Source organism: Bradyrhizobium sp. RDM12 (assembly GCF_051917485.1).
In the GTDB taxonomy this organism is placed as follows: domain Bacteria; phylum Pseudomonadota; class Alphaproteobacteria; order Rhizobiales; family Xanthobacteraceae; genus Bradyrhizobium.
Genome location: NZ_CM133064.1, coordinates 773,873 through 799,240, shown reverse-complemented (window position 1 = coordinate 799,240; position 25,368 = coordinate 773,873). Strand labels below are relative to the sequence as shown.

Here is a 25,368-nt window from a genome sequence, read left to right as displayed (position 1 = left end):
CTTTGCCTACCCTGCAGCACCTACGTCGTGGCCGCTTCCGCCATAAACTTCCGCCAACCGGCATACGCGGTGATATCCCGCGCCTCGCCCAGCACCTCCGGCTCGACGAGAAACCCCTTCACGCTGCGGCCATCCGCGAGCCGGACCGTACCGATTGCCATCGGCGCAGGGATCGCGTTGACGAACTTGCCGAACGCCGATGACGACAGCGACCAGATCTCCAGTTCGATCGACCCGCCCTTGCCGGTTTCGACGCGGAGCAGGCCCGGCTTCGGCGGCGTGGTCTTCAGCGCATAGAGCGCGTAGTCCGGCGCGGTCTTGGTCGCCTCGATCAGCTTTGCATTCAGCGCCTTCAATTCGCCGTTCAGCGCCATGCCGGAGAGATGCGCGCCGACCACCGCGATCGGGATCTCGTCGCCGCTGCTTGTGGCGAGCGCCGCAAGCGGCGCTTGCGCCACGCCCATCGCACCAAGCGTCAACTTCGTATCGGCATGGAACACGCGCCCGATGCTCGCAAGCATCGCATCGCGACCGGGGGCGCCAGCAGCGTGATGCCGAACGGAATGCCGTCCGCACGCATCGACGCCGGCACGGCGAGGCCGCAGAGGTCGAGCAGATTCACAAAATTGGTGTAGGTACCGAGTCGGCTGTTGAGCTCGATCGGATTGGCCAGCACCTGCGCGGTCGTATAGGCAGTCGGCGCCGTCGGCAGCACCAGCGCGTCGATATTGGCAAAAGTGCGCTCCGCGATCTTGCGCAGGCCCTGCAGGCGGTAGAGCGCGGAGAAGGTCTCCGCCGCCGTCAGCCTAGCGCCGGCCGCGGTGATCTCGCGCGTCACCGGATGAATCGAGTCCGGGGCCGAGGCGAGCAGATTCTTGATCACGAGATAGCGCTCCGCGACCCAAGGCCCTTCATAGAGCAGCCGCGCCGTCTCATAGAACGGCTCAAGGTCGAACTCGACCAGCTCGGCGCCGAGCGCGGCCCAGCGCTTCAGGGCTCCGCCGTAAGCGGCCTCCGCCTTGCTGTCGCCAAAGAAGATCAGCTGCCCCTTGCGCGGCACGCCCAAGCGCAAACTTGTCGGGAACGGCGTGATCGGGCCCAGCGGCCGGTCGCGTGAGAACGGATCGGCCTGATCGGGACCCGCCATCGCCGACAGCGCGAGCGCGGCGTCGTCCACCGTCAGCGCAAACACCGAGATGCAGTCGAGCGTGCGACACGCCGGCACGAGACCTGCGGCTGAGATCATGCCAAGGCTCGGCTTCAGCCCGACGATGTTGTTGAGCATGGCCGGCACGCGGCCGCTGCCGGCCGTATCAGTGCCGAGTGACAACGGCACCAGGCCTGCGCCGACCGCCACAGCGGAGCCCGAGCTCGATCCGCCTGGAATGAGATCCTCACGGATCGAATTCGTGGGAATGCCATAGGGCGAACGCACGCCGACGAGACCGGTTGCGAACTGGTCGAGATTGGTCTTGCCGATGATGATCGCGCCGGCCGCGCGCAGCCGCTCGACCGCAGTCGAGTCGTGCGCCGGCGCATAGGAGAAGGCCGGGCAGGCCGCCGTGGTCGGAAAGCCCAGCGCGTCGATATTGTCCTTCACGGCAACAGGCACGCCATAGAGCGGCAGGCGGGCGGCATCGTTCGCGTCGAGCTTCTCGGCCTCCGCCATTGCATCCTTCTCGTCGCGCAAGCTGATGAAGATCGCGGGATCATTGTGGTCGCGAATGCGCTGATACGTCCGCGCGACCGTCTGCGCCGGCGTCATCGTGCCCGCGCGATGTGCGGCCACAATCGCGGCGACCGTTTCAGGCTGCTCAGTCCCCATTTCAGCCTTCATGGCGATAAAACTCCGGCAACTTGTCTTCACCCGGAATGAAGCAAGCGATGTGCCATTGTGTACATTATCCGGGCAACGCGGCCGCTCCGGATACCATCGAAAGATCAGGAGCTTGCGGGGCGCCTCGATTATCGATTTGGGCGGCCGGGCGAGGGCCCTGCTGCGGGCAACTGCCCAAATCATGGGCAGTCCGGATCAGGTGAAGCCGGCGAGGATCTGAAGCAGCTGCTCCCGGTTGGCCTTGCCGATCTTCTCCTCGACATGCCGCTCGTGCTCCGCGGCGAGCCGCTTGAATTTGGCCAGCGCCGTCTGTCCCTGGCCGGTGAGATGCAGCGCATGCGAGCGCCGGTCCTGTTTCGACTTGATCCGCCTCACCAGCTTGCGCTGCTCGAGGCTGTCGAGCAGGTGCACCAGCCTGGCACGCTCGATGCCGAGGCGTTTTGCCACCGCCATCTGCGACAAGCCGGGATTGGCGCCGATCACGGTCAGCACCGAATATTGCGTTGGCCGGATGTCGACGTCGCCGAGAGTCTTGATGAAGTCTTGAAAGACCCAGATCTGGAAGCGCCGCACGGCATAGCCGGCGTGGCCAACCAGCGTGTCCAGCCCGATATCGTCCGCGTCGATCCGCCGCGCCGCGCCATTGCCGGTGCGTTTGCGGGGGAAGTCTGGGCTGCGCCGGCTGTCACATCGTGTCTCCTGCCGTGTCACCTTAGCGCCTCGACGGACCCAACGGAAGATTGTTGTTGACGACAACAATTGTCCCGCCCACGATTATGGCCAAAGCGGCCCAGAACGAGGCTGCGGCCGGTCCCGGATATGGGCGAGGGAGGAAACCATGACGTCAGCCACTCGCGGTGACGCTTCGAACCTGTTCGCAACGCCAAAGACTGTCGCCGAGCATCGCGCCGATGGCAGCATCGTGCTGCGGTCGCTGGAGCCCTTGCGCGACTGCGCGCGCTGCATCGGCGACTGGCTGGAGCATTTTGCGCGGCAGACGCCGGATGCGGTCTTCCTCGCCGAGCGAGACAGCGCCGATACGCCCTGGGCCACCGTAACTTACGCGGGTGCTCTGCGGCGTGTACGCGCCGCGGCGTCCTGGATCCTGGCGCAGGAGCTCAGCACGGCGCGTCCCGTCGTTATTCTCTCCGACAACAGCATCGACCATGCGTTGCTGGCGCTTGCCGCCCAGCATGTCGGTGTGCCCTCGGCCGCAATCTCGCCGGCCTACTCGCTGATGTCGAAAGACTTTGAAAAGCTCAGGAGCATGATCGCACTGCTCGAGCCGGGCGCGATCTATGTCTCCGCAACAAAGCCGTTTGCGGCAGCGCTCGCGGCGATCAAGCCGCTGCACAAGGCGCAGATCATCAGCGGCAATGCTGGCGATGCCGATGCGCTTGCCTTCCGCACCATCGCGGCAATGGGCGAGACGCCGGGCGTCGCAAAGGCCTTCGCTGCGGTAACGCCGGACACGATCGCAAAATTCCTGTTCACCTCGGGCTCGACCGGCACGCCCAAGGCGGTCATCAACACCCAGCGCATGCTGACCTCGAGCCAGCAGGCCAAGGCGCAGACCTGGACCTTTCTGGAGCAGAGCAGTGATCTCGTCATCCTTGACTGGCTGCCCTGGAGCCACACCTTCGGCGCGAACCACAATTTCAACCTCGTGCTGCGCAATGGGGGCTCGCTCTATATCGACGGCGGCAAGCCCGCGCCCGGACTGTTTGCGACCTCGCTTGCGAACCTCAAAAGCGTGACGCCGACGGTCTATTTCAATGTGCCGCGCGGCTTCGACATGCTGATCGCGGCGCTGCGCGGCGATGAGGAGCTGCGCCGCCGCTTCTTCCGCGAGGTGAGGTTCGCCTTCTATGCCGGCGCAGCATTGCCGCAAAACCTGTGGGACGCGCTTGAAGAGCTTTCGATCAAGACTGTTGGCCGTGCAATGCCGATGGTCTCGGCCTGGGGCTCGACCGAGACGTCGCCGCTGGCGACCGACTGCCATTTCCTGGCTGAGCGTTCCGGCAATATCGGCGTGCCGATTCCGAACGGAGCTGAAGCTCGTCACTGCCGGCGATAAGCTGGAGGTGCGTGTGCGCGGCTCCAACGTCACGCCGGGCTACTGGAAGGCGCCCGAGCTAACCAGGCAGGCTTTTGACGAGGAAGGTTTTTATCTCATCGGCGATGCCGTGAAGCTTGCCGATGCGGAACGTCCCGAGCGCGGCTTGTTCTTCGACGGCCGTGTTGCGGAAGATTTCAAGCTCAATTCCGGCACCTGGGTCAGCGTCGGTACGCTGCGCGTCGCCGGCATCGCCACGCTCGCGCCGCTGGCGCAGGATATCGTCGTGACCGGCCATGGTGGCGACGAGGTGCGGTTTCTGGTGTTCCCGAACGTCGCGGTCTGCCGGGCTCATGCTGGTCTGGCCGAGACTGCAGATGTGAATGACGTACTGGCGCACGACAAGGTCAGAACCACGTTGGCGCAGGGTCTCGCAAGACTGAAGCAGCAGGGCGCCAATTCCTCCGGCCACGCCACCCGCGCGCTGCTGCTCGCCGAGCCGCCGTCGGTCGATGGCGGCGAGATCACCGATAAGGGCTACATCAATCAGCGCGCGGTGCTGACGCGGCGTGCAGATGCCGTGGCGCGGCTGAATGATGATGCATCGGGTGAGTGGATCGGGGCTGTAGCGACTGAAGCTATAGCGGCTCTCGTGCCGCGGACGCAGCGCAGCACACAGTGATGCGCTGCAGAGCCGGGGCCCATCTCTCATAGTGCATGGGTCCCGGCTCTGCGCAGCAGCGCTTCCACGCTGCAGCGCGTCCGGGACACGAGAGCTGAGCAGTCCCAATGCGTCAGCCAATCTGCAGTATATTCCGGAGGATTTTTTTGTTGCCTAAGCAACTAAACTGTGGGACCTGTTCCCGACAAGGATGACGGCGGAGGAACCGCCGCGTCGGCTCGGAGGAAACGATGCTCGGCAGAGAGGGTGTCGCGGGTAAACACCCGCGCATGCCTGAAGGTGAGACCGGGTTGCGTCCGGCGCGTGGTCCGTCAGGCCTCGCTGCCGCCGGTCACTGCGCCCAGATTTTCGTGCAACCGGCGCAACAGATCGATCAGTACCTCGCGCTCGTCCTTGCTCAGACAGGACAGCAGACGCCGCTCCCGTTCGAACGCCGCGACGATCACCTTGTCGTGGGTGGTGCGGCCCTTCGCCGTCAGCGAGATCGAATGCGTGCGGCCGTCGTTCGGATCGGTGCGGATCGACACATGCCCGCGCTTCTCCAGGCCGGCAAGCGTGCGGCTCACCGGGCCCTTGTCGAAGCCGATGACGTGGCAGATGCGCGAGGCGGGAATGCCGGGCTCGATCGCCAGCAGCGACATGATCCGCCACTCCGTGACGTTGACGCCGAACTGCCGCTGATAGAACGCGGTCGCGCTGTTCGAGAGCTTGTTGGCAATAAAGGTGATGAACGCCGGGACGTAACGATCGAGATCGAGCGTCGGCCCGAATTCAGCGGGCGCAGGCTTTTGGCGGGATCTGGTCGAAGGCGGCATATCGGAAATCTGTCTCGCGGCGTGCCCACAGACCTAAGGGCAAGCGCCGCCCTTTCACAAGATCAAAATGAGGGAGGCCCCTCATGAGTGCATCCGGCTCGACCACGAACGGCGTTCCGCATCTCGACGTCAATCCCTTCGACATGATTTTTTTGCCGACCCCTATCCCACGCATGAGCTGCTGCGCGAGACGGGGCCGGTCGTCTATCTCGACAAGTGGAAGCTTTATGGCGTGGCGCGCTATGGCGAGGTTCATGCGGTCCTGAACGATCCCGCGACGTTCTGCTCCAGCCGCGGCGTCGGCCTGTCCGACTTCAAGAAGGAGGCGCCGTGGCGGCCGCCGAGCCTGATCCTCGAGGCCGATCCTCCCGAGCACACCCGCACCCGCGCCGTTCTGTCGAAGGTGCTGTCACCGACCGTGATGAAGGGACTGCGCGACCGTTTTGCGGCGGCGGCGGAGCTGCGGGTCGACGCGCTGATCGAGCAGCGCAGTTTCGATGCCATCGCCGATCTTGCGGAAGCTTACCCGCTCTCGATCTTCCCGGATGCGCTCGGCCTGAAGCCGGAAGGCCGGGACCATCTCATTCCCTATGCGAGCCTGGTGTTCAACGCCTTCGGACCGCCGAACCAGTTGCGCCAGGACGCCATCGCGCGCTCGGCGCCGCACCAGGCCTACGTCACCGCGCAGTGCCAGCGCGACAACCTGACGCCGGGCGGCATCGGCGCCTGCATCCATGCCCATGTCGACGAGGGTGCCATCACGGCGACGGAGGCACCGCTGCTGGTGCGCTCGCTGCTGTCGGCCGGCCTCGACACCACGGTCAACGGGATCGGTGCCGCCGTTTATTGCCTGGCTCGCTTTCCCGATCAATGGCAGCGCCTGCGTAGCGATCTAACGCTCGCCCGCAACGCCTTTGAAGAGGCCGTGCGCTTCGAAAGCCCGGTGCAGACCTTCTTCCGCACCACCACGCGCGCTGTCGAATTGTCAGGCGCGAAGATCGGCGAAGGCGAGAAAGTGCTGATGTTTCTCGCGGCCGCCAACCGTGATCCGCGCCGTTGGGACAAGCCCGACAGTTACGACATCACTCGCCGAACCTCCGGCCATGTCGGCTACGGCTCGGGCATCCACATGTGCGTCGGCCAGCTCGTGGCGCGGCTGGAGGGTGAGACCATGCTCACGGCGTTGGCGCGTCGTGTCGCGACGATCGAGATCACGGGTGAGCCGAAGCGCCGCTTCAACAACACGCTGCGCGGGCTCGACAGCCTGCCGGTCGCCATCACGCCGGCCTAAGGGGGAGATCATGAAACATCTGAAGTGGACGCTCGCATTGGCGGCAACCCTCGTGAGCGGAGCGGCGAGTGCCGAAATCTCTGACAACGTCGTTCGAGATCGGCGTGCTCAACGACATCTCGGGCATTTTTCAGGACACCAATGGCATGGGCTCGGTCGAGGCCGCGCGCATGGCGGCAGAGGATTTCAATGGCGGCGCTAAGGGCATCAAGGTCGAGATCGTCTATGCCGATCACCAGAACAAGGCCGATGTCGGCAACGCCATCGCGCGCAAATGGCTCGACGTCGAAGGCGTCGACGCTATCGTCGACGTGCCGAATTCGGCGGTCGGGTTGTCCATCAACACGCTGCTGCGCGATAGCCGCATGACCTTCCTGGCGTCGTCGACCGCGAGCGCGGACCTCACCGGCAAGGCCTGCTCGCCGAATACCATCCAATGGGTCAACGACACCTGGGCGACCGGCAACACCACTGCAGCGGCGATGATGTCGCGCGGCGGCAAGGAATGGTATTTTCTGACGGTCGACTACGCGCTCGGCAAGGGCATCGAGGCGGAAGCGCAGAAATACATCGAGGGCCACGGCGGCAAGGTGCTCGGCTCCTCGAAGCATCCGCTCGGCACCTCCGACTTCGCCTCGTTCCTGTTGCAGGCGCAGGGCTCGAAAGCGCAGGTGATCGGCCTTGCCAATGCCGGCGGCGACACCATCAACGCCGTGAAGCAGGCCGCCGAGTTCGGTATCCAGCAGAGTGGCCAGAAGCTCGTCGCTTTCCTGCTCTTCATCAACGACGTTCACGGCATGGGCATCAAGGTGGCGCAGGGCCTGCAGCTCATGGAAGCCTTTTACTGGGACATGAACGATGACACCCGTGCGTTTGCCAAGCGCTTCGCTGCGCGGCCCGGCATGAACGGCAAGATGCCGAGCGGCAACCAGGCCGGCGTCTATGCCTCCACGCTCGCCTATCTCAACGCGGTCGCGGCGACCGGCAGCGACAATGCCAAGGACGTCGTGCCCGAGATGAAGAAATTTAGAGGCAAGGACAGACTGTTCGGCGACACCGCGATCCGCCAGGACGGCCGCGTCGTGCACCCGATGTATCTGTTCGAGGTGAAGAAGCCGGAGGAGTCGAAATATCCATACGATTATTACGAACTGGTCTCGACGATCCCAGCGGAGCGGGCGTTTCGCCCCATGGCGAAGGGTGGGTGCGAGCTGGTGAAGTAGCTCTCGTGCCCCGGACGCAGTGCGGCGCGTAGCGCTGCACTGCAGAGCTGGGGCCCATAACGCTGGGTCCGGGCTCTGCGTCGCGTCATTTCATGCCGCGCCGCGCCCGGTACATGAGAGCATCACCCCACTACTTTGCTGCTCCCCTGCGTGATCAATCGCGCCGCGCGCTGGTCGCGAGCGTAGATCCAGAGCCAGCTCAGCGCCACGCTCAGGCGGTGGCGAAGGCCGATCAGGAAGTAGATGTGGGCGATGCCCCAGATCCACCATGCGATCGTGCCGCGCAGTTTTATCCGGCCGAAGTCGATCACCGCGAGACGCTTGCCGATCTGCGCGAGGCTGCCGGAATGTTTGTAACGGAACGCTCCCTTGCTCTCGCCGCGCAGCCGCGCCTTGATCGTCTCGGCCACGTGACGGCCCTGCTGCTTGGCGGCCGGTGCGATGCCGGGCACCGGCTTGCCCTCCCAGGCGTTGATGGTGATGGTGTCACCGATCGCGAAGATCTCGGGATGACCGGGGATCGTGAGATCGTCTTCGACCTGCACGCGGCCGGCGCGATCGGCCGGTGCGCCCAGCCATTCGGCAGCCGGAGACGCGCGTACGCCGGCGGCCCAGATTCGTGTCTTTGCCTCGAGCAGCTTGCCGCCGAACACCACGCCCTCGCGATTGATCTCGGTGACGGCTTGCCCCAGTACGACCTCGACGCCGATCTTTTCCAGCGAGGCCTGCGCATAGGCCGAGAGGTCGTCCGGAAAGCCTGCCAGCACGCGCGGTCCGGCCTCGATCAGCACGACGCGGGCCTTGGTGGTATCGATGTTGCGGAAATCGTTTGGCAGCGTGTGGTGCGCCATCTCGGCGATGGTGCCGGCAAGCTCGACGCCGGTGGGACCCGCGCCGACGATCACGAAGGTCAGCCGCGCCGCGCGCTTTGCCGGATCGGTTTCGCGCTCGGCGCGCTCGAACGCCACCAGGATGTGACGGCGCAGCGTGGTGGCGTCTTCCAGCGTCTTCAGCCCTGGCGCCCATGTCTCCCACTCGTCGTGACCGAAATAGGCGTGGCGCGCGCCGGTCGCGAGCACCAGCGTGTCGTAAGGCACCTCGCTGCCGTCGTCGATCAGCACGCAGCGTCTGGCGGCATCGACGCCGCTGACGGTCGCAAACAGCGTCGTCACGTCGCGCCGGTCGCGCATGAGATGGCGGATCGGCCAGGCGATCTCGCTGGTCGCGAGCGAAGCGGTCGCGACCTGGTAGAGCAGCGGCTGAAACAGATGATGATTGCGGCGGTCAATCAGCGTGATCTCGACCGGCGCGCCCGCCAGCCGGTAGGTCGTCTCCAGCCCGCCGAAGCCGGCGCCGACGATGACGACGCGATGCGGTGTCGTGGTCATGCTGTACCCTCGAATCTCGCTGCTCTCTGTCTTCATTTAAGTGCGGATCGGGTGCCGTGGTCCAATAGCTGTCATCAATCGCGGAATAGGCTCGGCGTATCGACCTTCCCCGCGAAAATGCGCCGCAGCCTTGGACCGGCCTTGGCCGAAGTAAGTAGCATTATATTTCTTGCTATCGCCGTTTGGGGCGAAATATGGTGCAGGGGCGGACGCTGAGCCATTGGTGGCCCGACAGATTTTGCATTCAATAGAGACAGGCCTGGGGCGGCGATCACTCCGTTTCCGGGATGAATAATAAGGAGGGGAGTGAGTTATGAGGACGGCATTCTGGCTGGCGGGCGCAGCGGCGCTGGTGCTGGCAAATCAGGCATTCGCCGGCGACACCATCAAGATCGGTTTCGTCTCGACCTTTAGCGGCCCGGGCGCCGTGATCGGCAACGACATGCGCAACTCGTTCGAGCTCGCGCTGGATCACATGGGCCGCAAGATGGACGGCAAGCCGGTCGAGGTGATCTACGAGGATGACGGGCAGAAGCCTGACGTCGGCAAGCAGAAGACCGAGAAGCTGGTGCAATCCGACAAGGTCGATTTCCTTGCCGGCTACATCTGGTCGAACGTGCTGCTGGCTTCGCTGAAGACCGCGGTGGATTCGCAGACCTTCCTGATCTCCGCCAATGCCGGCCCGTCGCAACTCGCCGGCGAGTTATGCAGCCCTTACGTGTTTTCGACCTCCTGGCAGAACGACCAGACGCCCGCCGCCATGGGCCTTTACATGAACCAGAAGGGCGTCAGGAGCGTGTTCCTGATCGGGCCCAACTACGCGGCCGGCAAGGACATGCTCGCGGGCGTGAAGAGCACGTTTAAGGGTGAGGTCAAGGGCGAGGAATACACGGTCTGGCCGAGCCAGCTCGACTTCTCCGCCGAACTCTCCAAGGCACGCGCCTCGGGCGCCGAGTCGATCTTCGTGTTCTATCCCGGTCCGGCCGGCGTGCAGTTCCTCAACCAATATGCGCAGGCCGGCCTCAAGAGCACGATGCCGCTCTACACGGCATTTACGGTCGACGAGCTGTCGCTGCCGCTGCAGAAGGAGAACGCGCTCGGCGTGCCCGGCGCGCAAGAATGGGTCAATGACCTTCCCAACGAACAGAACAAGCGTTTCGTCGCCGACTACCGCAAGAAGTACACCGGCCTCCGTCCGACCTATTACGGCGCCCAAGCCTATGACGCGGCCCAGCTCATCAATAGCGCGGTGGTCGCGGTGAAGGGCGACACCAGCAAGAAGGACGCGATGAAGGCCGAGATGGAGAAGGCCAACATCAAGTCGCTGCGCGGCCCGTTCAAATTCGGCAACAACCACATCCCGGTGCAGAGCTTCTACCTGCAGGACGTGGTCAAGGACGCCGAAGGCCAGCTCTCGCTGAAGACGATGGCGACCATCGTCGAGAACGATCAGGATCGCTTCCACGACAAGTGCACGATGAAGTGAGCTGAACAATTTCCTCTCCCTCTCTTCGTTCTTACGGAGAGAGGGTGGGGTGAGGGCTCCCTCGACAGGTGATCCTGCCGCTGTATTCCGCACTATCTCCTCATCGTCATTGCGAGCGCAGCGAAGCAATCCGGAGTCTTTCGGCGGAGGGATTCTGGATTGCTTCGCTGCGGTCGCAATGACGGCGTGGATAGAGCCTACACCCGTGGCATGCTCGTCGGCCGCACCTCGCGGGATTGCGCTGCAAGCCTGATCCCGGCATTTGCCGCACCAAAGCCCTGATAGCTTCGTCGCTCGACGATCTCGAAGAAGAACCGCTCATCGAAGATGTGCGTGTAGACCTGAAAGAATTCGCCGTCGCCTTCGCGGTCGTAGAGGATGTGGTTGGCGCGAAGCTTTGCCATGATTTCGGGCGCGAGGTCGTATTTGGCTTCGATGTCGTCGTAGTAATTATCCGGAATATCCAGGAAGTCCGCGCCGCGGGCGCGCATCGCGGCGACGGTGGCAAAGATGTCCTCGCACGCGAACGCGACGTGCTGCACGCCTGAGCCGAAAAACTCCGAGATGAAACGCGCCGGCAGCGTGCGGTTGGCGGAGGAGCCGTTGAGCACGAAGCGCAGGCTCTGGTTCGCGTTGATGACGGCCTGGCTCTGCACCAGGCCGCGGGGGTCGGCAATTTCCATCTGCGGCAGGCGCTTGAGATCGAGGATGCCGGTGTAGAACAGCAGCCAGGACAGCATCTCGTCATAAGGCATCGACTGCGCGATGTGGTCGATGGCGAGCAGCGCGTCCGCGCTTGTATCGCTCGCAACCGGCGCAAAATCCGTGTCCCAGTTCTTGCCGGCCTGGTCGAGGAAATAAAGCAGGCTGCCGCCGACGCCGTGGATCGCGGGGATCTCCAGCTCGCCCGGTCCGACCGGCTGGTAGAAGGTGCGCGCCCTGAGCGTCTCCGCTCGCTGCATGGCAAGGCCCGCATTGTCGACGTCGAGCGCGATGGCACAAACGCCGGGACCGTGTGTGACGTAATGCGAATGCGCAAAGCCGTCGGTCTCGCAATTGATCACGAGCTCGATCTTGCCTTGCGACCAGCGCTCCACCGCCTTGCTCCGATGCTTGCCGCTTCTGCGGAAGCCGAGCTGTGAGAACAGATGCGCGAGCTCGCCGGCCTTGGTCTCGTTGACCGCGAACTCGATGAAGCCCGTGCCGCTGCTCTTGGCCTTCGGCGCCAGGGACTCGCCGACGAGCTTTGGCCAATCCGGGGCGAGCTGGTCCTGCAACAGGATCAGCGAGCGCAGGCCGTCCACCGCGGTCTGGGCCGCCGAACGGGCGCGGAACTGGTCGTTGAAGATCTCCAGCGACCACGGTCCGGAATAGCCGGTCGCTGCGATCCCCTGCATGAACTCGCCGACCGGCAGATCGCCCTGACCGGGGAAGGAGCGGAAATGCCGGCTCCACGACAGGATGTCGAGCTCGAGCTTTGGCGCGTCGGCCAACTGCACCAGAAAGATCTTGTCGCCGGGGATCGAGGCCATGGCCCGCACCGGGAAACCCGGCGCCAGTGCGTGAAAGCTGTCGAGGATGACGCCGATCGCGGGATGATCGGCGCGCCGCACGATCTCCCAGGCATCGCGGTAGTCGTTGACTTGCCGGCCCCAGGCCAGCGCCTCGTAGCCGACGCGCAAACCGCGCTTGGCGGCGCGATCACCGAGCTCGCGAAAATCATCGGCGGCGCGGTCGATGCCGCCGAGCGAGCTAGGGGAGACATTGGAGCAAATCAGCAGCAGCTCGGTCCCGAGTTCCTGCATGAGGTCGAACTTCCGCTCGGCGCGGGCGAAATTGCGCGAGCGCTGCGGCTCCGGCATGCCCTCGAAATCGCGGAAAGGCTGGAATGCGCAGATCTCGAGGTTAAGGTCCCTGCAGAGATTTGCGATGTCGCGCGGGCCGGAACCGAACGACAGCAGGTCGTTCTCGAAAATCTCGACCGCGTCGAAGCCGGCGGATGCGATGGCGCGAAGTTTTTCGTCGAGGGCCCCACTGAGTGAGACTGTTGCAATGGAGCGCTTGTTCATGCCGCACTCTCCTCCATGGCGCCACCCAGGAACAATTGCCCAATGCGCGGATCGTTTAAAATTCGTTCAGCCTTATCGACCATGCGGGTCTGGCCGAGCTCGAGCACAATGCCGATATCCGAGATCTCCAGCGCCGAGCGCGCGTTCTGCTCGATCATCAGGATGGTGACGCCGCCGTCACGCAGGCTCTTCAGAATATCGAAGGTCTGTTGCACCATCAGCGGCGACAGGCCGATCGAGGGCTCGTCGACCAGCACGAGCTTGGGTTCGAGCAGCAGCGAGCGGGCGATCTCGAGCTGCTTCTGCTCGCCGCCGGAGAGCGTCGAGGCCTGCTGCGCCGACTTGCGGCGCAGCGCGGGGAACAGGTCGAGCGCGGCCGCGATGCGCGTCGGCAGGTCGATGCCCTTGCCTGCGGCGACACCGCCGAGCTCGATGTTGTGGCGGACCGACAGTTCCGGAAAGATGTTGCGGCCTTGCGGCACGTAGCAGATGCCGGCGTTGAGCAGTGCGCGCTGGCTCAAATTGGTGACGTCGCGGCCGGCAAAATTGATCTTGCCCTCGCGCAGCCTCAGCAGGCCAAAGATCGCCTTGAACACAGTGGATTTGCCGGCGCCGTTGGGGCCGATGATCGTGGTGATCGTCGCCGGCGGCACCGAAAATGTCGTGCCGTTCAGGATCGTCATCTTGCCGTAGCCGCCGACGAGATTGTGAACCGAGAGGATCGGATCGCTCATGGTTCGCTCTCCCTAATGTCCGAGATAGGCTTCGATCACGCCGGGGTTTTTCCGGACCTCGTCCGGCCGCCCCATCGCCAGCACCTTGCCTTCCGCCATCACCATCACCCGCGAGCACAGCGACATCACGAACTCCATGTTGTGCTCGATCACGACGAAGGTCGCGTTCCTCTCGCGGTTGATCGCGACCAGGCGTTCCTTCAGGTCCGACAGCATCGTCGGATTGACGCCGCCGGCGGGCTCGTCGAGCAACACCAGGCGCGGGCCGCCCATGAAGGCCATGGCGGCGTCGAGCAGTTTCTGCTGGCCGTAGGAGAGGCCGCCGGCAGGTTCCTCGGCGAGATGATCGAGCTTGAAGAAGCCGATCATCTGGTCGGCGGTACCAGTCAGTCCGGCATCGGAGCGGCCGACCAGACGCGAGGCCATGCTGCCTTGGTGTTCTTGCCCGGCGAGGATCAGGTTCTCGCGCACCGAGAGCTTAGGAAAGACTTGCAGGAGCTGGAAGGTGCGGCTGACGCCGAGCTTGTTGAGCTCGGAGGGGCGCAAACCCGTGACGACCTTGCCGTCGAGCTTGACCTCGCCGCCTGATGGCGTGAGCTGACCGAGAATGCAGTTGAACAAGGTCGACTTGCCACATCCGTTCGGACCGATCAGGCCCAGGATCTCGCCCTCGCGGACATCGAACGAGACGCCATCGACCGCTGTGATGCCGCCAAAGCTCTTCTTGATGTCGGTGACCTCGAGGACCGCACTCATTGCGCCGTCTCCAGCCGGGATTTTGCGACGGCGCGCAGCGCGGAGGCTGCCTTGGTGCGGCGCTCGGCGAGATGGCGATCGAGGATTCCCAGGATGCCCGTCGGCGACCAGATCAGAAGTCCCATCACCGCGATCGCGTAGAGCATCAGATAATACCCTTCCGTGAAGCGCAGCCATTCCGGCAGCAGCACCGCGATCATTGCCCCGAGGAACGGGCCGAAATAAAAGCCGGCGCCGCCGACGATCACCATCATCAGGAGATCGAGCGAGAGCGACAGGTTGAACGGCACCGGGTCGATATATTGCGTCAGCGGCGCATAAAGCGCGCCGGCGACGCCGCCGAGCGCCGAGCCGATCGCAAACGCCATCAGCGTGTAGCGGCGGGTATCGATGCCGAGCGACTGGGCGCGCAGCGGATTTTCGCGCAGCGCCATGAAGGCGCGGCCCCAGGGCGAACGGATTAGCCACCACACGGCGACGGACACGATCGCGAGTGAGCCGAGGCAGACATAGTAGAACGGCAGCGGCTTGTTGGTCGCGATTCCAAAAAAGTGCGGTCGCGGAATGTTGGAGATGCCGTAGATGCCGCCCGTGAGCCAGCTCTCGTTGCGGAACACCAGGAACGCCAGGGTCGAGAAGGCGAGTGTGACGAAGGCAAGGTAGTGGTGCTGCACGCGCAGCGCGGGATAGCCGAGCACCCAGCCGACGCCGAAGCTCAGCACGATCGCAACGGGGATCGCGGCCGGCAGCGGCCAGCCATGCGTCGTCATGATCGCGGCCGCATAGGCGCCGATGCCGACGAAAGCGCCCTGCGCCAGCGAAACTTGCCCGGCATAGCCGAGCGTGAGGTTGAGGCCCATCGCGGCGATGGTCATCACAGCCCACTGGCTCAGGATGAACAGGCCGTAGCGGTTGAAGTTCATGGGGATGACGATCAGGCCGGCAATGACAATGAGGCCGAGCGCGATCTTCAAGGGTTTGGCGAAGCCGCTCATACCGTGCGCTCCTCGGCGCGGCCAAGCAGCCCTTGCGGCCGGAACAGGATGACGACGATGAGGAAGATCAGCGGCACGGCGGCACGATATTGCGTCGAGACATAGGATGCCGCGAGGTTGTCGAGCACGCCGATCAACAGGCCGCCGGCGATCGCGCCGCGCACCTGGTTGAAGCCGCCGACGATCGCGGCAATGAAGGCAGCCTGGCCCAGCACTTCACCGCTCGAAAACTTTGCGAGATAGATCGGCGTGATCAGCAGCGAGGCCAACGCGACCAGGAAGGCGTTGATCAGGAAAGTCAGCAGGATCATGCGCTCGACGGGCACGCCGATGATGCGCGCCACCGTCGGGTTTTGGGCTGCCGCCTGCATCTGGTGGCCGAGCGAGGTGCGATTGAGCAGTGTCGTCAGGCCGAATACGGCAACGACGGCGACGACGAGCACGCCGATGCTTTGCAGCGAGACCGCGTGGCCAAAGATGGAGATGTCGCCGGTCGGAACGATCGACGGAAAGGGCGAAGCCTCCGCGCTGAACAACTGCTTGACGGCCTCCTTGATCCCAATCGCCAGCGCCATGGTCGCGATTGCGAGCGGCAGGACGCCATGGCGCATCATCGGATCGACCAGCAGCATCTTGAAGGCCAGCCCAAGCAGGATCATCGACAGGAGGATGCCAAGGATGATCGCCAGCCAGAACGGCGCGCCGGCATGCATCGCGGCCAGCATCAAGAACGCAGGCAGCATCACGAACTCGCCTTGTGCGAAATTGATGGTCTGCGAGGTCTGCCACAGCAGCGTGAAGCCAACCGCGACCAGCGCATAGATCGCGCCGGTAGCCAGTCCCGCGACCAAAAGATCGAACAGATTGGACATGGGTTCTCTTTGATCGTTAGAGCCTGAGTGAAGTCGACGTGAATTCAGCTCTATCGCTCCCTCGCCCGGACCCTCTCCCCGCGAAGAGCGGGGCGAGGGAGAAGGGCAGAACGCCTCACTTCATCTTCGGCAGCACCTGCTTCACGACCTGCTTGCCTTCGACTACCTCGACCAGAAAACTCTGCCGGTCGATATCGCCGTTTGCATCGAAGGTGACATCCATCAAAATGCCCGGCTCGTCCGCGGCCTTGATGGTCAGGCCATGCAGCGTGTCGGCGAAGGCCTTGGAATCGACCTTGCCCATCTTCTCCGTGGTGGCCTTCACCATGTAGACGGCGAGGTAGCCCTTCAGGCCGTTGTGATCGGGAACGTAATTGTACTTCTTCGAGAAGCGGTCACGGAATCCCTTGATCAGGTCGACCGGGGCATCCGTGGTGAGGCCGACATGGCCGCGCGCGCCTTTTGCGGCATCGCCGGCGAGTTCGATCACTTTCTGGCCGATCAGCGTGGTCTCGCCCATCAGCGGCGCGGTGACGCCCTGGCGCTTCAGCTCCTTGAGAATACGCGCGCTCTCTTCCTCGTTCAGATAGACGAACACGGCATCGGGATTGGCGGCCTTGATCTTGCCGACGTCGGCGGCGAAATCGGCCTGGCCCGCCTCCGTGGAGAGATCGGCCACGACCTTAGATCCGAGCCGCTCCAGCTCCTTGACCACGACGTCGCGCCCGCCGCGGCCAAAGTCATTGTTGACCCAGACCACCGCGACCGACTTCGCCTTCATGTCGTCATGGATGTACTTTGCGACCTTCGGCATCGACGACTGCTGACCGAATGAGGTGCGGAACAGGAACTTGTTGCCGGCCTGGGTCAGTTCGGCAGCTTCCCCGCCCATGATCTGCGCAATGCCGGCTTCGGCTGCGAGCGGGGCCGTGACCTTCACCGAACCGGAATAGCCGGGTCCGAGCAGCACATAGGGCTCGGCGTCGAGCGCCTTCTGCACCTGCGCGCGCGCCACGCCGGGGTTCGACTGCAGATCGGCATGGGTGACCTCGAGCTTGCGGCCGAGCACGCCGCCCTTGGCGTTGATCTCCTCGATCGCGAGGTCGATGCCATTCTTCCAGTTGGTGCCGACCGTGGCGCCGCCACCCGAGAGCTCAGCGACGTCGGCAAGCTTGATCGCCTGAGCGAAGGCCCCCGATGTCGTGATTGCGGTGAGCAGCGCGCCCACCAGTAGCGTTGATTTCATCGTCCTCTCCTCCCGGTTCAATTTTGCAAGCGGCCTTGTTCCCGGCCGCTTCGCCTCAAGCTGCCTGATAGGCGGCGCTGCGCGCGGCCATCACGGCGTCAAAAGCCTCTCCCATGACTTCGGTCGACGGAGCAAGGCCTGTGAACAGTTCGAAGGCATCGGCGGCCTGGTAGATCGCAAGCTCGCGCCCGGTCATGATCCGCGCGCCCTTCTCCTGCGCTGCGGCAAGGAGCGGCGTGATCAGCGGCGAATAAACGGCGTCGGCGACCCACAGGCTCTGGCGCAGCAGCGCCGGCGCGACCGGTGTGTCCCGGTTCGGCAGCATGCCGACCGGCGTGCCGTTGACAAGACCGGTTGCGCCGTCGAGTGCGTCTTCGACGCTCTTGGCTACCCGCGCGCCACCATGCTTGCTCAGCAGCGCGGCGAGTTTTTCGGCCCGCGCCGGCTCGCTGTCGAAGATACGGAGGTCGGCTACGTCGAGGCTCGCCAGCGCAAAGGCGATCGCCTTGCCGACTCCGCCTGTGCCAATCACGGCCACCGCATTTCCGGAGGGCGCCAGCAACGGCTTGACGGCGCGCGCAAAGCCGGTGGTGTCGGTATTGTGGCCGATCAGGCGGCCGTCCTTGACAACGACGGTGTTAACCGCGGCCATGGTGGCGGCAGTTGTGGCCAGCTCGTCGAGCAGCGGGACCACCGCCTCCTTGTACGGAAAAGTGACGTTGACACCGGCAAAGCCGAGGCGCCGCACGCCCTCGAGCATCATGCTGAGACCGGTCGTGTCGGCGCCGGCGACCTCGATGAGCTGGTAATGGCCGCGCAGACCGAGCGCCTCGGCGGCGCGCTCATGCATGGCTGGGGAGGCGGAATGGGCGATCGGCGCGCCGATCAGGCCGGTCAGGAGTTTTTGGGCGATGGGTCCGCGGCTAGACATGATCCACTATCGTCTCTTGAGGCGCGCGTTGAGGTCCGGCCATTAGCGGAGAAACTCGCGCAATTCCAAGAGGGACGATAGTCGTTTCCCCGCCTAACACAATTACCCATTTATCCAGCAAACCTAACATAATGTTATTTCTTCCGTCCGCGCCCTGAGGCGGCCTTGCCATTGCCGCGGGATGGCTCGACCGCGCGCATCTCGGCGCGCAGGGACTCGATAAAATGTTCGACATGGAGCGACAGCGGTGCGCCGCGCTTGACCGCAATGTAGGTGTCGAACCGGGTCGGCTCGGTGATCTTCAAGAGCTCGATGCCGGGATAGCCGCCATGGGCCACCGTGAACTGGTCGATGATGGCAATACCGAGCCCGGCCTTCACCAGTGCGCAGACTGTCGTTCCGAACCGCGCGCGGATGGTGATGTTGTACTCCAGCCGGTTGCGCGCAAAAATCTCGGCCATGATCCGGCCGTAGGGATCGTTGGGATCGATGCCGATCAGCGGATAGTGGGTGATGTCGGCGGCGGAGACCTGCTTGCGGCCGGCAAGCTCGTGGCCCGGCGGCACGATGCAATAGAGCTCGCCCGAGGCGAGCGGCATGAAGTCGAGGCCGGAATGCTCCAATCGATAGCTCATCGCCACGCACTCGCCGCGGCCGAGCATGAGATAGTCGATTGCTTCCTCGAGCTTGAGGATATTGATGTCGATGCCGAGATCGGGATAGCGACGGCGGACGCGCTCGATCGCGCGCGGCACCATCACCTGCGAGATGCTCGGCACCGAGCCGATGCGCAGCTCCGACAATCCGCCGCGGCCGATCTTGGAGATGATCTCGGAGAGGTCGTCGACCTTCTTGTAGACGCCGTTGATCTGCTCGAAGATATTCTCGGCTTCCGGCGTCGGAAAGTAGCGGCCGTTCTGGCGCTGGAAGAAGCGGATGCCGAGCGAACGCTCGGTGTATTTGACCAAGCGGCTGATCCCCGGCGCCGACACGTTCAACAGCTTCGCCGCGCCGCCGATGGTGCCCGTCACCATCACGGCACGGATCACTTCAACCTGGCGCAGCGTCATCATGGCCTTGGCATCCGAAAGAGATCGTTGCCGCGATCATCTCACGACAGCCGTGATGTCATCCAGCGGCAAGTGCGATTTTAGTGATGGCGTAGGAGAGCGGGTAACGTCGCACCCACGGTGTTTCGACCAAAAGCAGCGCGCTTAAATCGAAAGGCATCGTCGCGCGACCGCTTGCATCGGCGCCGTCTGCTGCACCTGCGTGCTATCTCGCAGGATTTTCCGGCGAGGCGCTGTCGACGAGCCTGGGGCGCTCGCTTTGCAGCACGTCGCGCGCAAACTCGATGATCTTCTGCTTGTTTGCCGTATCGCGCACGGCGAAAAACACGCGGTTCAATTCCAGGCCGAGCACGCTGTTGAGGGCGATGTTCTCGTCTTCCATCGTGGCTTTCCCGCTCTAGACAGCGGAGGTGTAACTTGAGGTTACTTCCTCCACAAGTAGATTAAAACTTCGGTGCCGGTGCCACACCGGGAATTTACGGACTCGGTGAATTGAGGCGGCCTCCATAGACGTGCTATACCGATCGGCGAGGGGCAGGGAACGCACCGATGTCCGCCATAGATTATGGCCGGGAAGCGCTGGACTTCATCGAAGGGCTGGGAGCTTATCGCAACGCTCCTGACGCCATGGATGCACTCGCGCTCGCGTTCGGCCGCTATGGCTTCGAACACATCATCATCACCGGATTGCCGAATCCCGATCAGCGCTTTTCCCAGATGGTGCTGGCCAAGAAATGGCCCGCGGAATGGTTCAGCCTCTACACCGAGAAGAGCTACGATCGCGTTGATCCCGTAGTCCGGAAGTGTCGCCTTGCGGTCAATCCGTTCGAATGGTCGGAAGCGCCTTATGACGCGGAGCTCGAGCCGGGTGCGGCGGAGGTGATGCGGCGCGCCGTCGATTTCCGCATGTCGCGCGGTTTCGTCGTGCCGATCCACGGCTTGACCGGCTATGAGGCCGGCGTGTCGCTCGGCGGCGTTGATCTCGATCTCAATGCCCGCAGCAAGCCGGCCCTGCATTTGATCGCGATGTACGGCTTCGACCACATTCGCCGTCTGATCGCGCCATCGCCGCATCCGTCGGCACGGCTGACGCCCCGCGAGCGGGAGGTGATCGTCTGGGCCTCGCAAGGCAAGTCCGCCTGGGAGATCGGCGAGATCCTGAACATTACACAGCGTACCGCGGAAGAGCATCTTGCAACCGCCGCGCGCAAGCTCGGTGCCGTCAACCGGACGCATGCGGTTGCGATCGCGATCCGCCAAAGAATCATTAATCCCTGAAATCTTCGCCTACTGGGAGATTTCCCAATAGTCGGTTTGGCCTTTTTCGCTGAGGCTGCCCCCATTTCAAGCGGTGGGGAGTTCATGATTCATGTAATTTCTGCCGAGAACCGGCACCTCTACGAAGACGTGCTCGAGCAGCATTTCAGAGTACGTCACGAGATTTTCGTCGAAGAGCGGAAATGGGAGGGGCTGCGCAAGCCCGACGGCCGCGAGATCGACGTCTACGACAACGAGGACGCGATCTATTTGCTGGCTCTCGAGAACCGCCGCGTGCTCGGCGGCTCCCGCCTGTATCCGACCACCAAGCCGACCATGATGAGCGAGGTCTTCCCCATCTCGCTGCAGCAGGCGGTTGCCCGGCAGACCCGCAGGTCTGGGAGTGGTCGCGCTTCTTCCTGACCCGCGAGCGACGCGACGGCGCGTTCAATCTGCAACTGATGGCTGCGGCGCAGGAGTTCTGTCTCGATCAGGGCATCGAGCGGGTCTGCCTCGTCATGGAGACGTGGTGGCTGCCGCGCTTCCACGACATCGGCTTCGTCGTCACGCCGCTGGGATTGCCGGCGCTGGTCGACGACGCCTGGACCATGGCCGCCACCATCGAGGTCCGCCAGGAATCACTCGATGTCGTGCGCGACCGGATCGGGATGAGGAGCCTCGTCCAGCAGGACGGACCGCGTCTCGATTGCATCGCCCGTGCCAACCTCTGCGGCCGCACCGCCGCGCAACGAAAGAGCGCCTGAGATGTCGAACATGATGCGAGACAGCCAGATCACGGAGCAAACCAAGGACGAGAATCTCGGCTACATGTCCGACATGGCGATCGAGCTGGCGCGGATAGCCGAAGACAGCGGATTGGCGACGCTGGCCTACTTATTCCGGATGGCGGCGCTGGAGGCCTCGACGGTCAACAGCGAACTCAACGAGCCGGATGATCTCCCCCGCCAGATGACGTCGCACTAGACGTATCTCCATTCCGACAAGCGGCGCACCCTCTCTCCGGCAACGGCGGGAGGGTGATCGCTTGGGTGCGGCAGGCTGACCCACCCTGCGCGGCAGTCTTCTTGCAGGAGCGGCTTTGCACGGTCTGATCTTGATCGCATGCACCGGCATGCAACAAAGTGCATGTCTGGCGCGGAATCGCTCTTGCCTCGGAACGATACTGCCATTACCCATTTTTCGGCCTTGTAGAGGCAGGGGGAGCTCTTTCACTGATGGCGACTGTGTTCGAACATCGGCGCGCGTCCGTATGCGCCTGAAAGAGTTTTGATGCTGCTCGTCGTCGAACAGTTCTTGAACGGATTGCAGTTCGGGCTGCTCCTGTTCCTGCTCGCCGCCGGCCTGACGCTGGTGTTCGGGATCATGGATCTCGTCAACCTCGCGCACGGCTCGCTCTACATGATGGGCGCCTATTTCGCCGCGACCTTCGCGGCGTGGACCGGCAGCTTTCTGCTGGGCGCGCTGCTGGCATTAGGTGCCACTCTTGTGCTCGGCATCGTGCTCGAAATGAGTGCGCTGCGACATCTCTACGGGCGCGATCACCTCGACCACGTGCTCGCGACGTTCGGTCTGATCCTGTTCTTCAATGAAGCCGTGCGGTTGATCTGGGGCCCGGCGGGCCTCGCGCTGCCGCTGCCGGCCTGGCTCACGGTGCCGGTGCCGATCCTGCCCGGCATTCACTATCCGGCGTACCGCCTCGCCATCATTGTCGTCGCGCTGCTGGTGGCGCTGTTGCTCTATCTCGGCGTGATGCGCACCCGCGTCGGCATGTTGATCCGCGCCGGCGCCTCCAACCGCGAGATGATCGGCGCGCTCGGTATCAACATCAAGCTGCTCTACACGCTGGTGTTCGGGCTCGGTGCCGCGCTCGCAGGCCTAGCCGGCATGATGCAGGCGCCGATTCTAACCGTGCAGATCGGCATGGGTGAGAACATCCTCATCCTCGCCTTCGTCATCATCGTGATCGGTGGCATCGGCTCGATCCGCGGCGCGTTCCTCGCCGCGATCTTCGTCGGCATGATCGACACGCTCGGCCGCGCCTTCCTGCCCAATCTGTTGCGGCAGGTGCTGAGTGGCGCCGCTGCCTCCACCGCCGCGCCCGCGCTGTCGTCCATGCTGATCTATCTGCTGATGGCGATCGTGCTGGTGGTGCGGCCGGAGGGGCTGTTTCCGGCCAACCGTCGATGAAGACTTTCTCGGTGAGCAAGGCCGTCACGGCCCTGATGCTGGCGGGCCTCGTGCTGCTGCCGCTCTATTCGTATCTGTCCGGCAACATCTTCATCATGACGCTGTTCACCCGCATCGTCATCCTGGCGCTGGCGGCGGCGAGCCTCAATCTCATCATGGGATTTGGCGGCATGATGAGTTTTGGCCACGCCGCCTATCTCGGCATCGGCGGCTACGCCGTCGGCATGCTGGCGCAGGAAGGCATAGGCTCCGGCTTCGTCCAGTTTCCGGTCGCGCTCGCGGCGTCTGCGATCTACGCGCTGGTGATCGGCGCGCTCTCTCTGCGCACCCGCGGCGTCTATTTCATCATGATCACGCTCGCTTTCGCGCAGATGGCCTATTACGTCGCCTCGGGCCTCGCACGTTATGGCGGCGATGACGGCCTGACCGTCTACAAGCGCAGCGACTTCTCCAGGCTGATCAACCTCTCGAATCGGACGCAGTTCTATTATCTCTGCCTGGCCTGCCTGTTCGCGGTGATCTTCCTGATCTGGCGCATCGTCAATTCGCGCTTCGGCCTCGTCGTGCAGGGCCTGCGCTCCAACGAGCAGCGCATGCAGGCGATCGGATTCCCGGCCAAGCGCTACCAGCTGGTCTGCTTCGTCATCTCCGGCACCATGTGCGGGCTCGCCGGCGCGCTGCTCGCCAACAACACCGATTTCGTCAGCCCGGCCGTGATGTACTGGACCCGCTCCGGCGATCTCATGGTGATGGTGATCCTGGGCGGCATGGGCACGCTGTTCGGGCCTGTCATGGGCGCAGTCGTCTATCTGCTGCTGGAAGAGTTTCTGTCGCAGATCACGGAATATTGGGCGCTGATCATGGGCCCGCTGCTGCTGCTGATCGTGTTGTTCGGCCGCGGCGGGATCATGGGCCTGCTCGGGAGGCTCAATCGTGGCTGAACCGCTGCTTCGCGTCGAAAAGCTGGTGCGCCGTTTCGGCGGCATCACCGCGACGGACAACGTCTCGCTCGATGTTGCAAGCGGCGAGCTGCACGCCATCATCGGCCCGAACGGCGCCGGCAAAACCACGCTGATCAGCCAGCTCACCGGGCATCTCGAGCCGCATTCCGGCAGCGTCTCGTTGGGCGGCCGCGACATCACCTATCTGCAGGCCTATCGCCGCTGCGCGCTGGGTCTCGCACGTTCGTTTCAGATCACCTCCCTGCTGCCCGACTTCACCGCCGCCGACAATGTCGCACTGGCGGCGCAGGCGCATGCCGGCCACTCGTTCCGTTTCTTCGCCAATGCCCGCAAGGAGAAGGGCCTGCGCGATGCCGCCCACGCCGCGCTCGACCGCGTCGGCCTGCTGCATCGCGCCGACGTCGTGGTGTCCAGCCTCAGCCACGGCGAGCGCCGCGAGCTCGAGCTTGCGGTCGCACTCGCGAGCAAACCGAAACTGTTGCTGCTCGACGAGCCGATGGCAGGCCTCGGCGTCACCGAATCCCAACGCATGGTGAAGCTGCTCCAGGAGCTGCGGAAAGAGGTCTCGATCGTGCTGGTCGAGCACGACATGCCCGCGGTGTTCGCGCTGGCCGACCGCATCTCGGTGCTGGTCTATGGCCGCGTCATTGCCTCCGGCGATCCCGCCGCGATCCGCGCCAACGAGGACGTCAAGCGCGCCTATCTCGGCGACCAGCATGTGGTGATGCACCATGGCTGACGCGCTGCTCGACGTCGACGGCATCGAGACCTGCTATGGCCTCAGCCAGGTGCTGTTCGGCCTGTCCCTGTCGATCAGGCCGGGCGAGATGGTCTCGCTGATGGGCCGCAACGGCATGGGCAAGACCACGACGATCCGCTCGATCATGGGCCTGACGCCGGCACGCGCCGGCAGCATCCGCTTTGCAGGCACGGAGGTCCGGCAGCTTCCGTCGTACCGGATCGCCAAGCTCGGCATCGGGTTGGTGCCCGAGGGCCGCCAGATTTTTCCGAACCTCACCGTACGCGAAAACCTGGTTGCTGCGGCCGCCGATCGCTTCAACAGCGCCAATCCCTGGACGCTCGCTGCGATCTACGTGCTGTTCCCCCGGCTCGCCGAGCGCGCCGCCAACATGGGCAATCAGCTCTCCGGCGGCGAGCAGCAGATGCTCGCCATCGGCCGCGCGCTGATGACCAACCCAAAGCTCCTGATCCTGGATGAAGCAACCGAGGGGCTGGCGCCGCTGATCCGCGAAGAGATCTGGAGCTGCCTGTCGCTCCTGAAGAGCCGCGGCCAGTCGATCCTGGTCGTCGACAAGAACGTCGACCACCTCGCCCGCATCTGCGACCGCCACTTCATCATCGAGCGCGGCAAAACCGTGTGGAGCGGCACATCGGACGAGCTGATCGCCGACCCGGATCTGCAGCATAAGTATCTGGGGATTTGAGCCGCGCTCTCGCGCCGTCATTGCGAGCGTAGCGAAGCTATCCAG

At 63.9% G+C, this 25,368-nt stretch carries 20 protein-coding genes and 4 pseudogenes; 11 read left to right on the top strand and 13 right to left on the bottom strand.

What is annotated here, in order from left to right; translation table 11 throughout:
• Nucleotides 1-20: 20 nt before the first annotated feature.
• Together atzF and ACTGJ9_RS03830 are read right to left on the bottom strand one after the other, a co-directional pair.
• Nucleotides 21-1,825 (bottom strand): annotated as a pseudogene (gene atzF, locus ACTGJ9_RS03835) (allophanate hydrolase).
• A gap of 207 nt (nt 1,826-2,032) precedes the next feature.
• Nucleotides 2,033-2,548: a MarR family winged helix-turn-helix transcriptional regulator gene (locus tag ACTGJ9_RS03830; RefSeq protein WP_456675995.1), complete on the bottom strand. Its 516-nt coding sequence runs from the start codon at nt 2,546-2,548 to the stop codon at nt 2,033-2,035.
• 127 nt (nt 2,549-2,675) lie between these two features.
• Here ACTGJ9_RS03830 and ACTGJ9_RS03825 point away from each other — a divergent pair.
• Nucleotides 2,676-4,575, top strand: a pseudogene (locus ACTGJ9_RS03825) (feruloyl-CoA synthase).
• A 311-nt stretch (nt 4,576-4,886) separates the two neighbouring features.
• Here ACTGJ9_RS03825 and ACTGJ9_RS03820 read toward each other — a convergent pair.
• The gene (locus ACTGJ9_RS03820) at nt 4,887-5,390 is read right to left on the bottom strand and encodes a MarR family winged helix-turn-helix transcriptional regulator (RefSeq protein ID WP_456675994.1); all 504 of its coding nucleotides are present in this window, start codon (nt 5,388-5,390) and stop codon (nt 4,887-4,889) included.
• Nucleotides 5,391-5,473: 83 nt separating this feature from the next.
• On the opposite strand from ACTGJ9_RS03820, the pseudogene ACTGJ9_RS03815 reads away from it, so the two are divergent.
• Nucleotides 5,474-6,681, top strand: a pseudogene (locus ACTGJ9_RS03815) (cytochrome P450).
• Nucleotides 6,682-6,749: 68 nt separating this feature from the next.
• On the top strand, nt 6,750-7,904 hold the full coding sequence (locus ACTGJ9_RS03810) for an ABC transporter substrate-binding protein (protein WP_456675993.1): 1,155 nt from the start codon (nt 6,750-6,752) through the stop codon (nt 7,902-7,904).
• Nucleotides 7,905-8,026: 122 nt separating this feature from the next.
• Here ACTGJ9_RS03810 and ACTGJ9_RS03805 read toward each other — a convergent pair whose 3' ends face one another.
• Complete coding sequence (locus tag ACTGJ9_RS03805; RefSeq protein WP_456675992.1) at nt 8,027-9,292, bottom strand: NAD(P)/FAD-dependent oxidoreductase; 1,266 nt, start codon at nt 9,290-9,292, stop codon at nt 8,027-8,029.
• A 313-nt stretch (nt 9,293-9,605) separates the two neighbouring features.
• Here ACTGJ9_RS03805 and ACTGJ9_RS03800 point away from each other — a divergent pair, with 313 nt between their 5' ends.
• Complete coding sequence (locus tag ACTGJ9_RS03800; protein ID WP_456675991.1) at nt 9,606-10,778, top strand: ABC transporter substrate-binding protein; 1,173 nt, start codon at nt 9,606-9,608, stop codon at nt 10,776-10,778.
• Between the two features lie 197 nt (nt 10,779-10,975).
• Here the strand turns inward: ACTGJ9_RS03800 and ACTGJ9_RS03795 are convergent, their stop codons facing one another.
• The 9 genes from ACTGJ9_RS03795 to ACTGJ9_RS03755 all read right to left on the bottom strand — a co-directional run bounded on the left by ACTGJ9_RS03795 (nt 10,976) and on the right by ACTGJ9_RS03755 (nt 19,833).
• Complete coding sequence (locus ACTGJ9_RS03795) at nt 10,976-12,847, bottom strand: bifunctional sugar phosphate isomerase/epimerase/4-hydroxyphenylpyruvate dioxygenase family protein (RefSeq protein ID WP_456675990.1); 1,872 nt, start codon at nt 12,845-12,847, stop codon at nt 10,976-10,978.
• Nucleotides 12,844-13,581, bottom strand: a complete 738-nt coding sequence (locus ACTGJ9_RS03790; protein ID WP_456675989.1) for an ABC transporter ATP-binding protein — start codon at nt 13,579-13,581, stop codon at nt 12,844-12,846. Before ACTGJ9_RS03790 ends, ACTGJ9_RS03795 begins: the two co-directional genes overlap by 4 nt.
• Before the next feature lie 12 nt (nt 13,582-13,593).
• Nucleotides 13,594-14,337, bottom strand: coding sequence for an ABC transporter ATP-binding protein (locus ACTGJ9_RS03785; RefSeq protein WP_456675988.1), 744 nt, complete (start codon nt 14,335-14,337; stop codon nt 13,594-13,596).
• A complete protein-coding gene (locus ACTGJ9_RS03780; RefSeq protein ID WP_456675987.1) occupies nt 14,334-15,332 on the bottom strand; it encodes a branched-chain amino acid ABC transporter permease in 999 nt (332 codons plus the stop codon). The genes ACTGJ9_RS03785 and ACTGJ9_RS03780 overlap by 4 nt, the downstream gene beginning before the upstream one ends.
• Nucleotides 15,329-16,204, bottom strand: coding sequence for a branched-chain amino acid ABC transporter permease (locus ACTGJ9_RS03775; protein WP_456675986.1), 876 nt, complete (start codon nt 16,202-16,204; stop codon nt 15,329-15,331). The genes ACTGJ9_RS03780 and ACTGJ9_RS03775 overlap by 4 nt, the downstream gene beginning before the upstream one ends.
• A 115-nt stretch (nt 16,205-16,319) precedes the next feature.
• Nucleotides 16,320-17,450 carry an ABC transporter substrate-binding protein gene (locus ACTGJ9_RS03770; protein WP_456675985.1) on the bottom strand — a complete coding sequence of 377 codons (1,131 nt, stop codon included), beginning with the start codon at nt 17,448-17,450 and terminating at the stop codon, nt 16,320-16,322.
• Nucleotides 17,451-17,505: 55 nt separating this feature from the next.
• Nucleotides 17,506-18,381 (bottom strand): shikimate dehydrogenase, encoded by an 876-nt coding sequence (locus ACTGJ9_RS03765; protein ID WP_456675984.1) that lies wholly within the window; start codon nt 18,379-18,381, stop codon nt 17,506-17,508.
• A gap of 134 nt (nt 18,382-18,515) precedes the next feature.
• Nucleotides 18,516-19,454 carry a LysR family transcriptional regulator gene (locus tag ACTGJ9_RS03760; RefSeq protein ID WP_456675983.1) on the bottom strand — a complete coding sequence of 313 codons (939 nt, stop codon included), beginning with the start codon at nt 19,452-19,454 and terminating at the stop codon, nt 18,516-18,518.
• A gap of 202 nt (nt 19,455-19,656) precedes the next feature.
• Nucleotides 19,657-19,833: a hypothetical protein gene (locus ACTGJ9_RS03755; protein ID WP_456675982.1), complete on the bottom strand. Its 177-nt coding sequence runs from the start codon at nt 19,831-19,833 to the stop codon at nt 19,657-19,659.
• Nucleotides 19,834-20,000: 167 nt separating this feature from the next.
• Between ACTGJ9_RS03755 and ACTGJ9_RS03750 the strand changes: the two genes are divergently transcribed.
• From ACTGJ9_RS03750 to ACTGJ9_RS03720, 7 genes and pseudogenes are all read left to right on the top strand, one after another.
• Nucleotides 20,001-20,729 carry a LuxR family transcriptional regulator gene (locus tag ACTGJ9_RS03750; protein ID WP_456675981.1) on the top strand — a complete coding sequence of 243 codons (729 nt, stop codon included), beginning with the start codon at nt 20,001-20,003 and terminating at the stop codon, nt 20,727-20,729.
• A gap of 84 nt (nt 20,730-20,813) precedes the next feature.
• Nucleotides 20,814-21,472, top strand: a pseudogene (locus ACTGJ9_RS03745) (acyl-homoserine-lactone synthase).
• Nucleotide 21,473: 1 nt separating this feature from the next.
• On the top strand, nt 21,474-21,692 hold the full coding sequence (locus tag ACTGJ9_RS03740; protein WP_456675980.1) for a hypothetical protein: 219 nt from the start codon (nt 21,474-21,476) through the stop codon (nt 21,690-21,692).
• 306 nt (nt 21,693-21,998) lie between these two features.
• Nucleotides 21,999-22,916 carry a branched-chain amino acid ABC transporter permease gene (locus ACTGJ9_RS03735; RefSeq protein ID WP_456675979.1) on the top strand — a complete coding sequence of 306 codons (918 nt, stop codon included), beginning with the start codon at nt 21,999-22,001 and terminating at the stop codon, nt 22,914-22,916.
• A complete protein-coding gene (locus ACTGJ9_RS03730) occupies nt 22,913-23,857 on the top strand; it encodes a branched-chain amino acid ABC transporter permease (RefSeq protein ID WP_456675978.1) in 945 nt (314 codons plus the stop codon). Before ACTGJ9_RS03735 ends, ACTGJ9_RS03730 begins: the two co-directional genes overlap by 4 nt.
• The gene (locus ACTGJ9_RS03725) at nt 23,850-24,617 is read left to right on the top strand and encodes an ABC transporter ATP-binding protein (RefSeq protein ID WP_456675977.1); all 768 of its coding nucleotides are present in this window, start codon (nt 23,850-23,852) and stop codon (nt 24,615-24,617) included. The genes ACTGJ9_RS03730 and ACTGJ9_RS03725 overlap by 8 nt, the downstream gene beginning before the upstream one ends.
• Nucleotides 24,610-25,323 (top strand): ABC transporter ATP-binding protein, encoded by a 714-nt coding sequence (locus ACTGJ9_RS03720; protein ID WP_456675976.1) that lies wholly within the window; start codon nt 24,610-24,612, stop codon nt 25,321-25,323. Before ACTGJ9_RS03725 ends, ACTGJ9_RS03720 begins: the two co-directional genes overlap by 8 nt.
• Nucleotides 25,324-25,368: the final 45 nt, after the last annotated feature.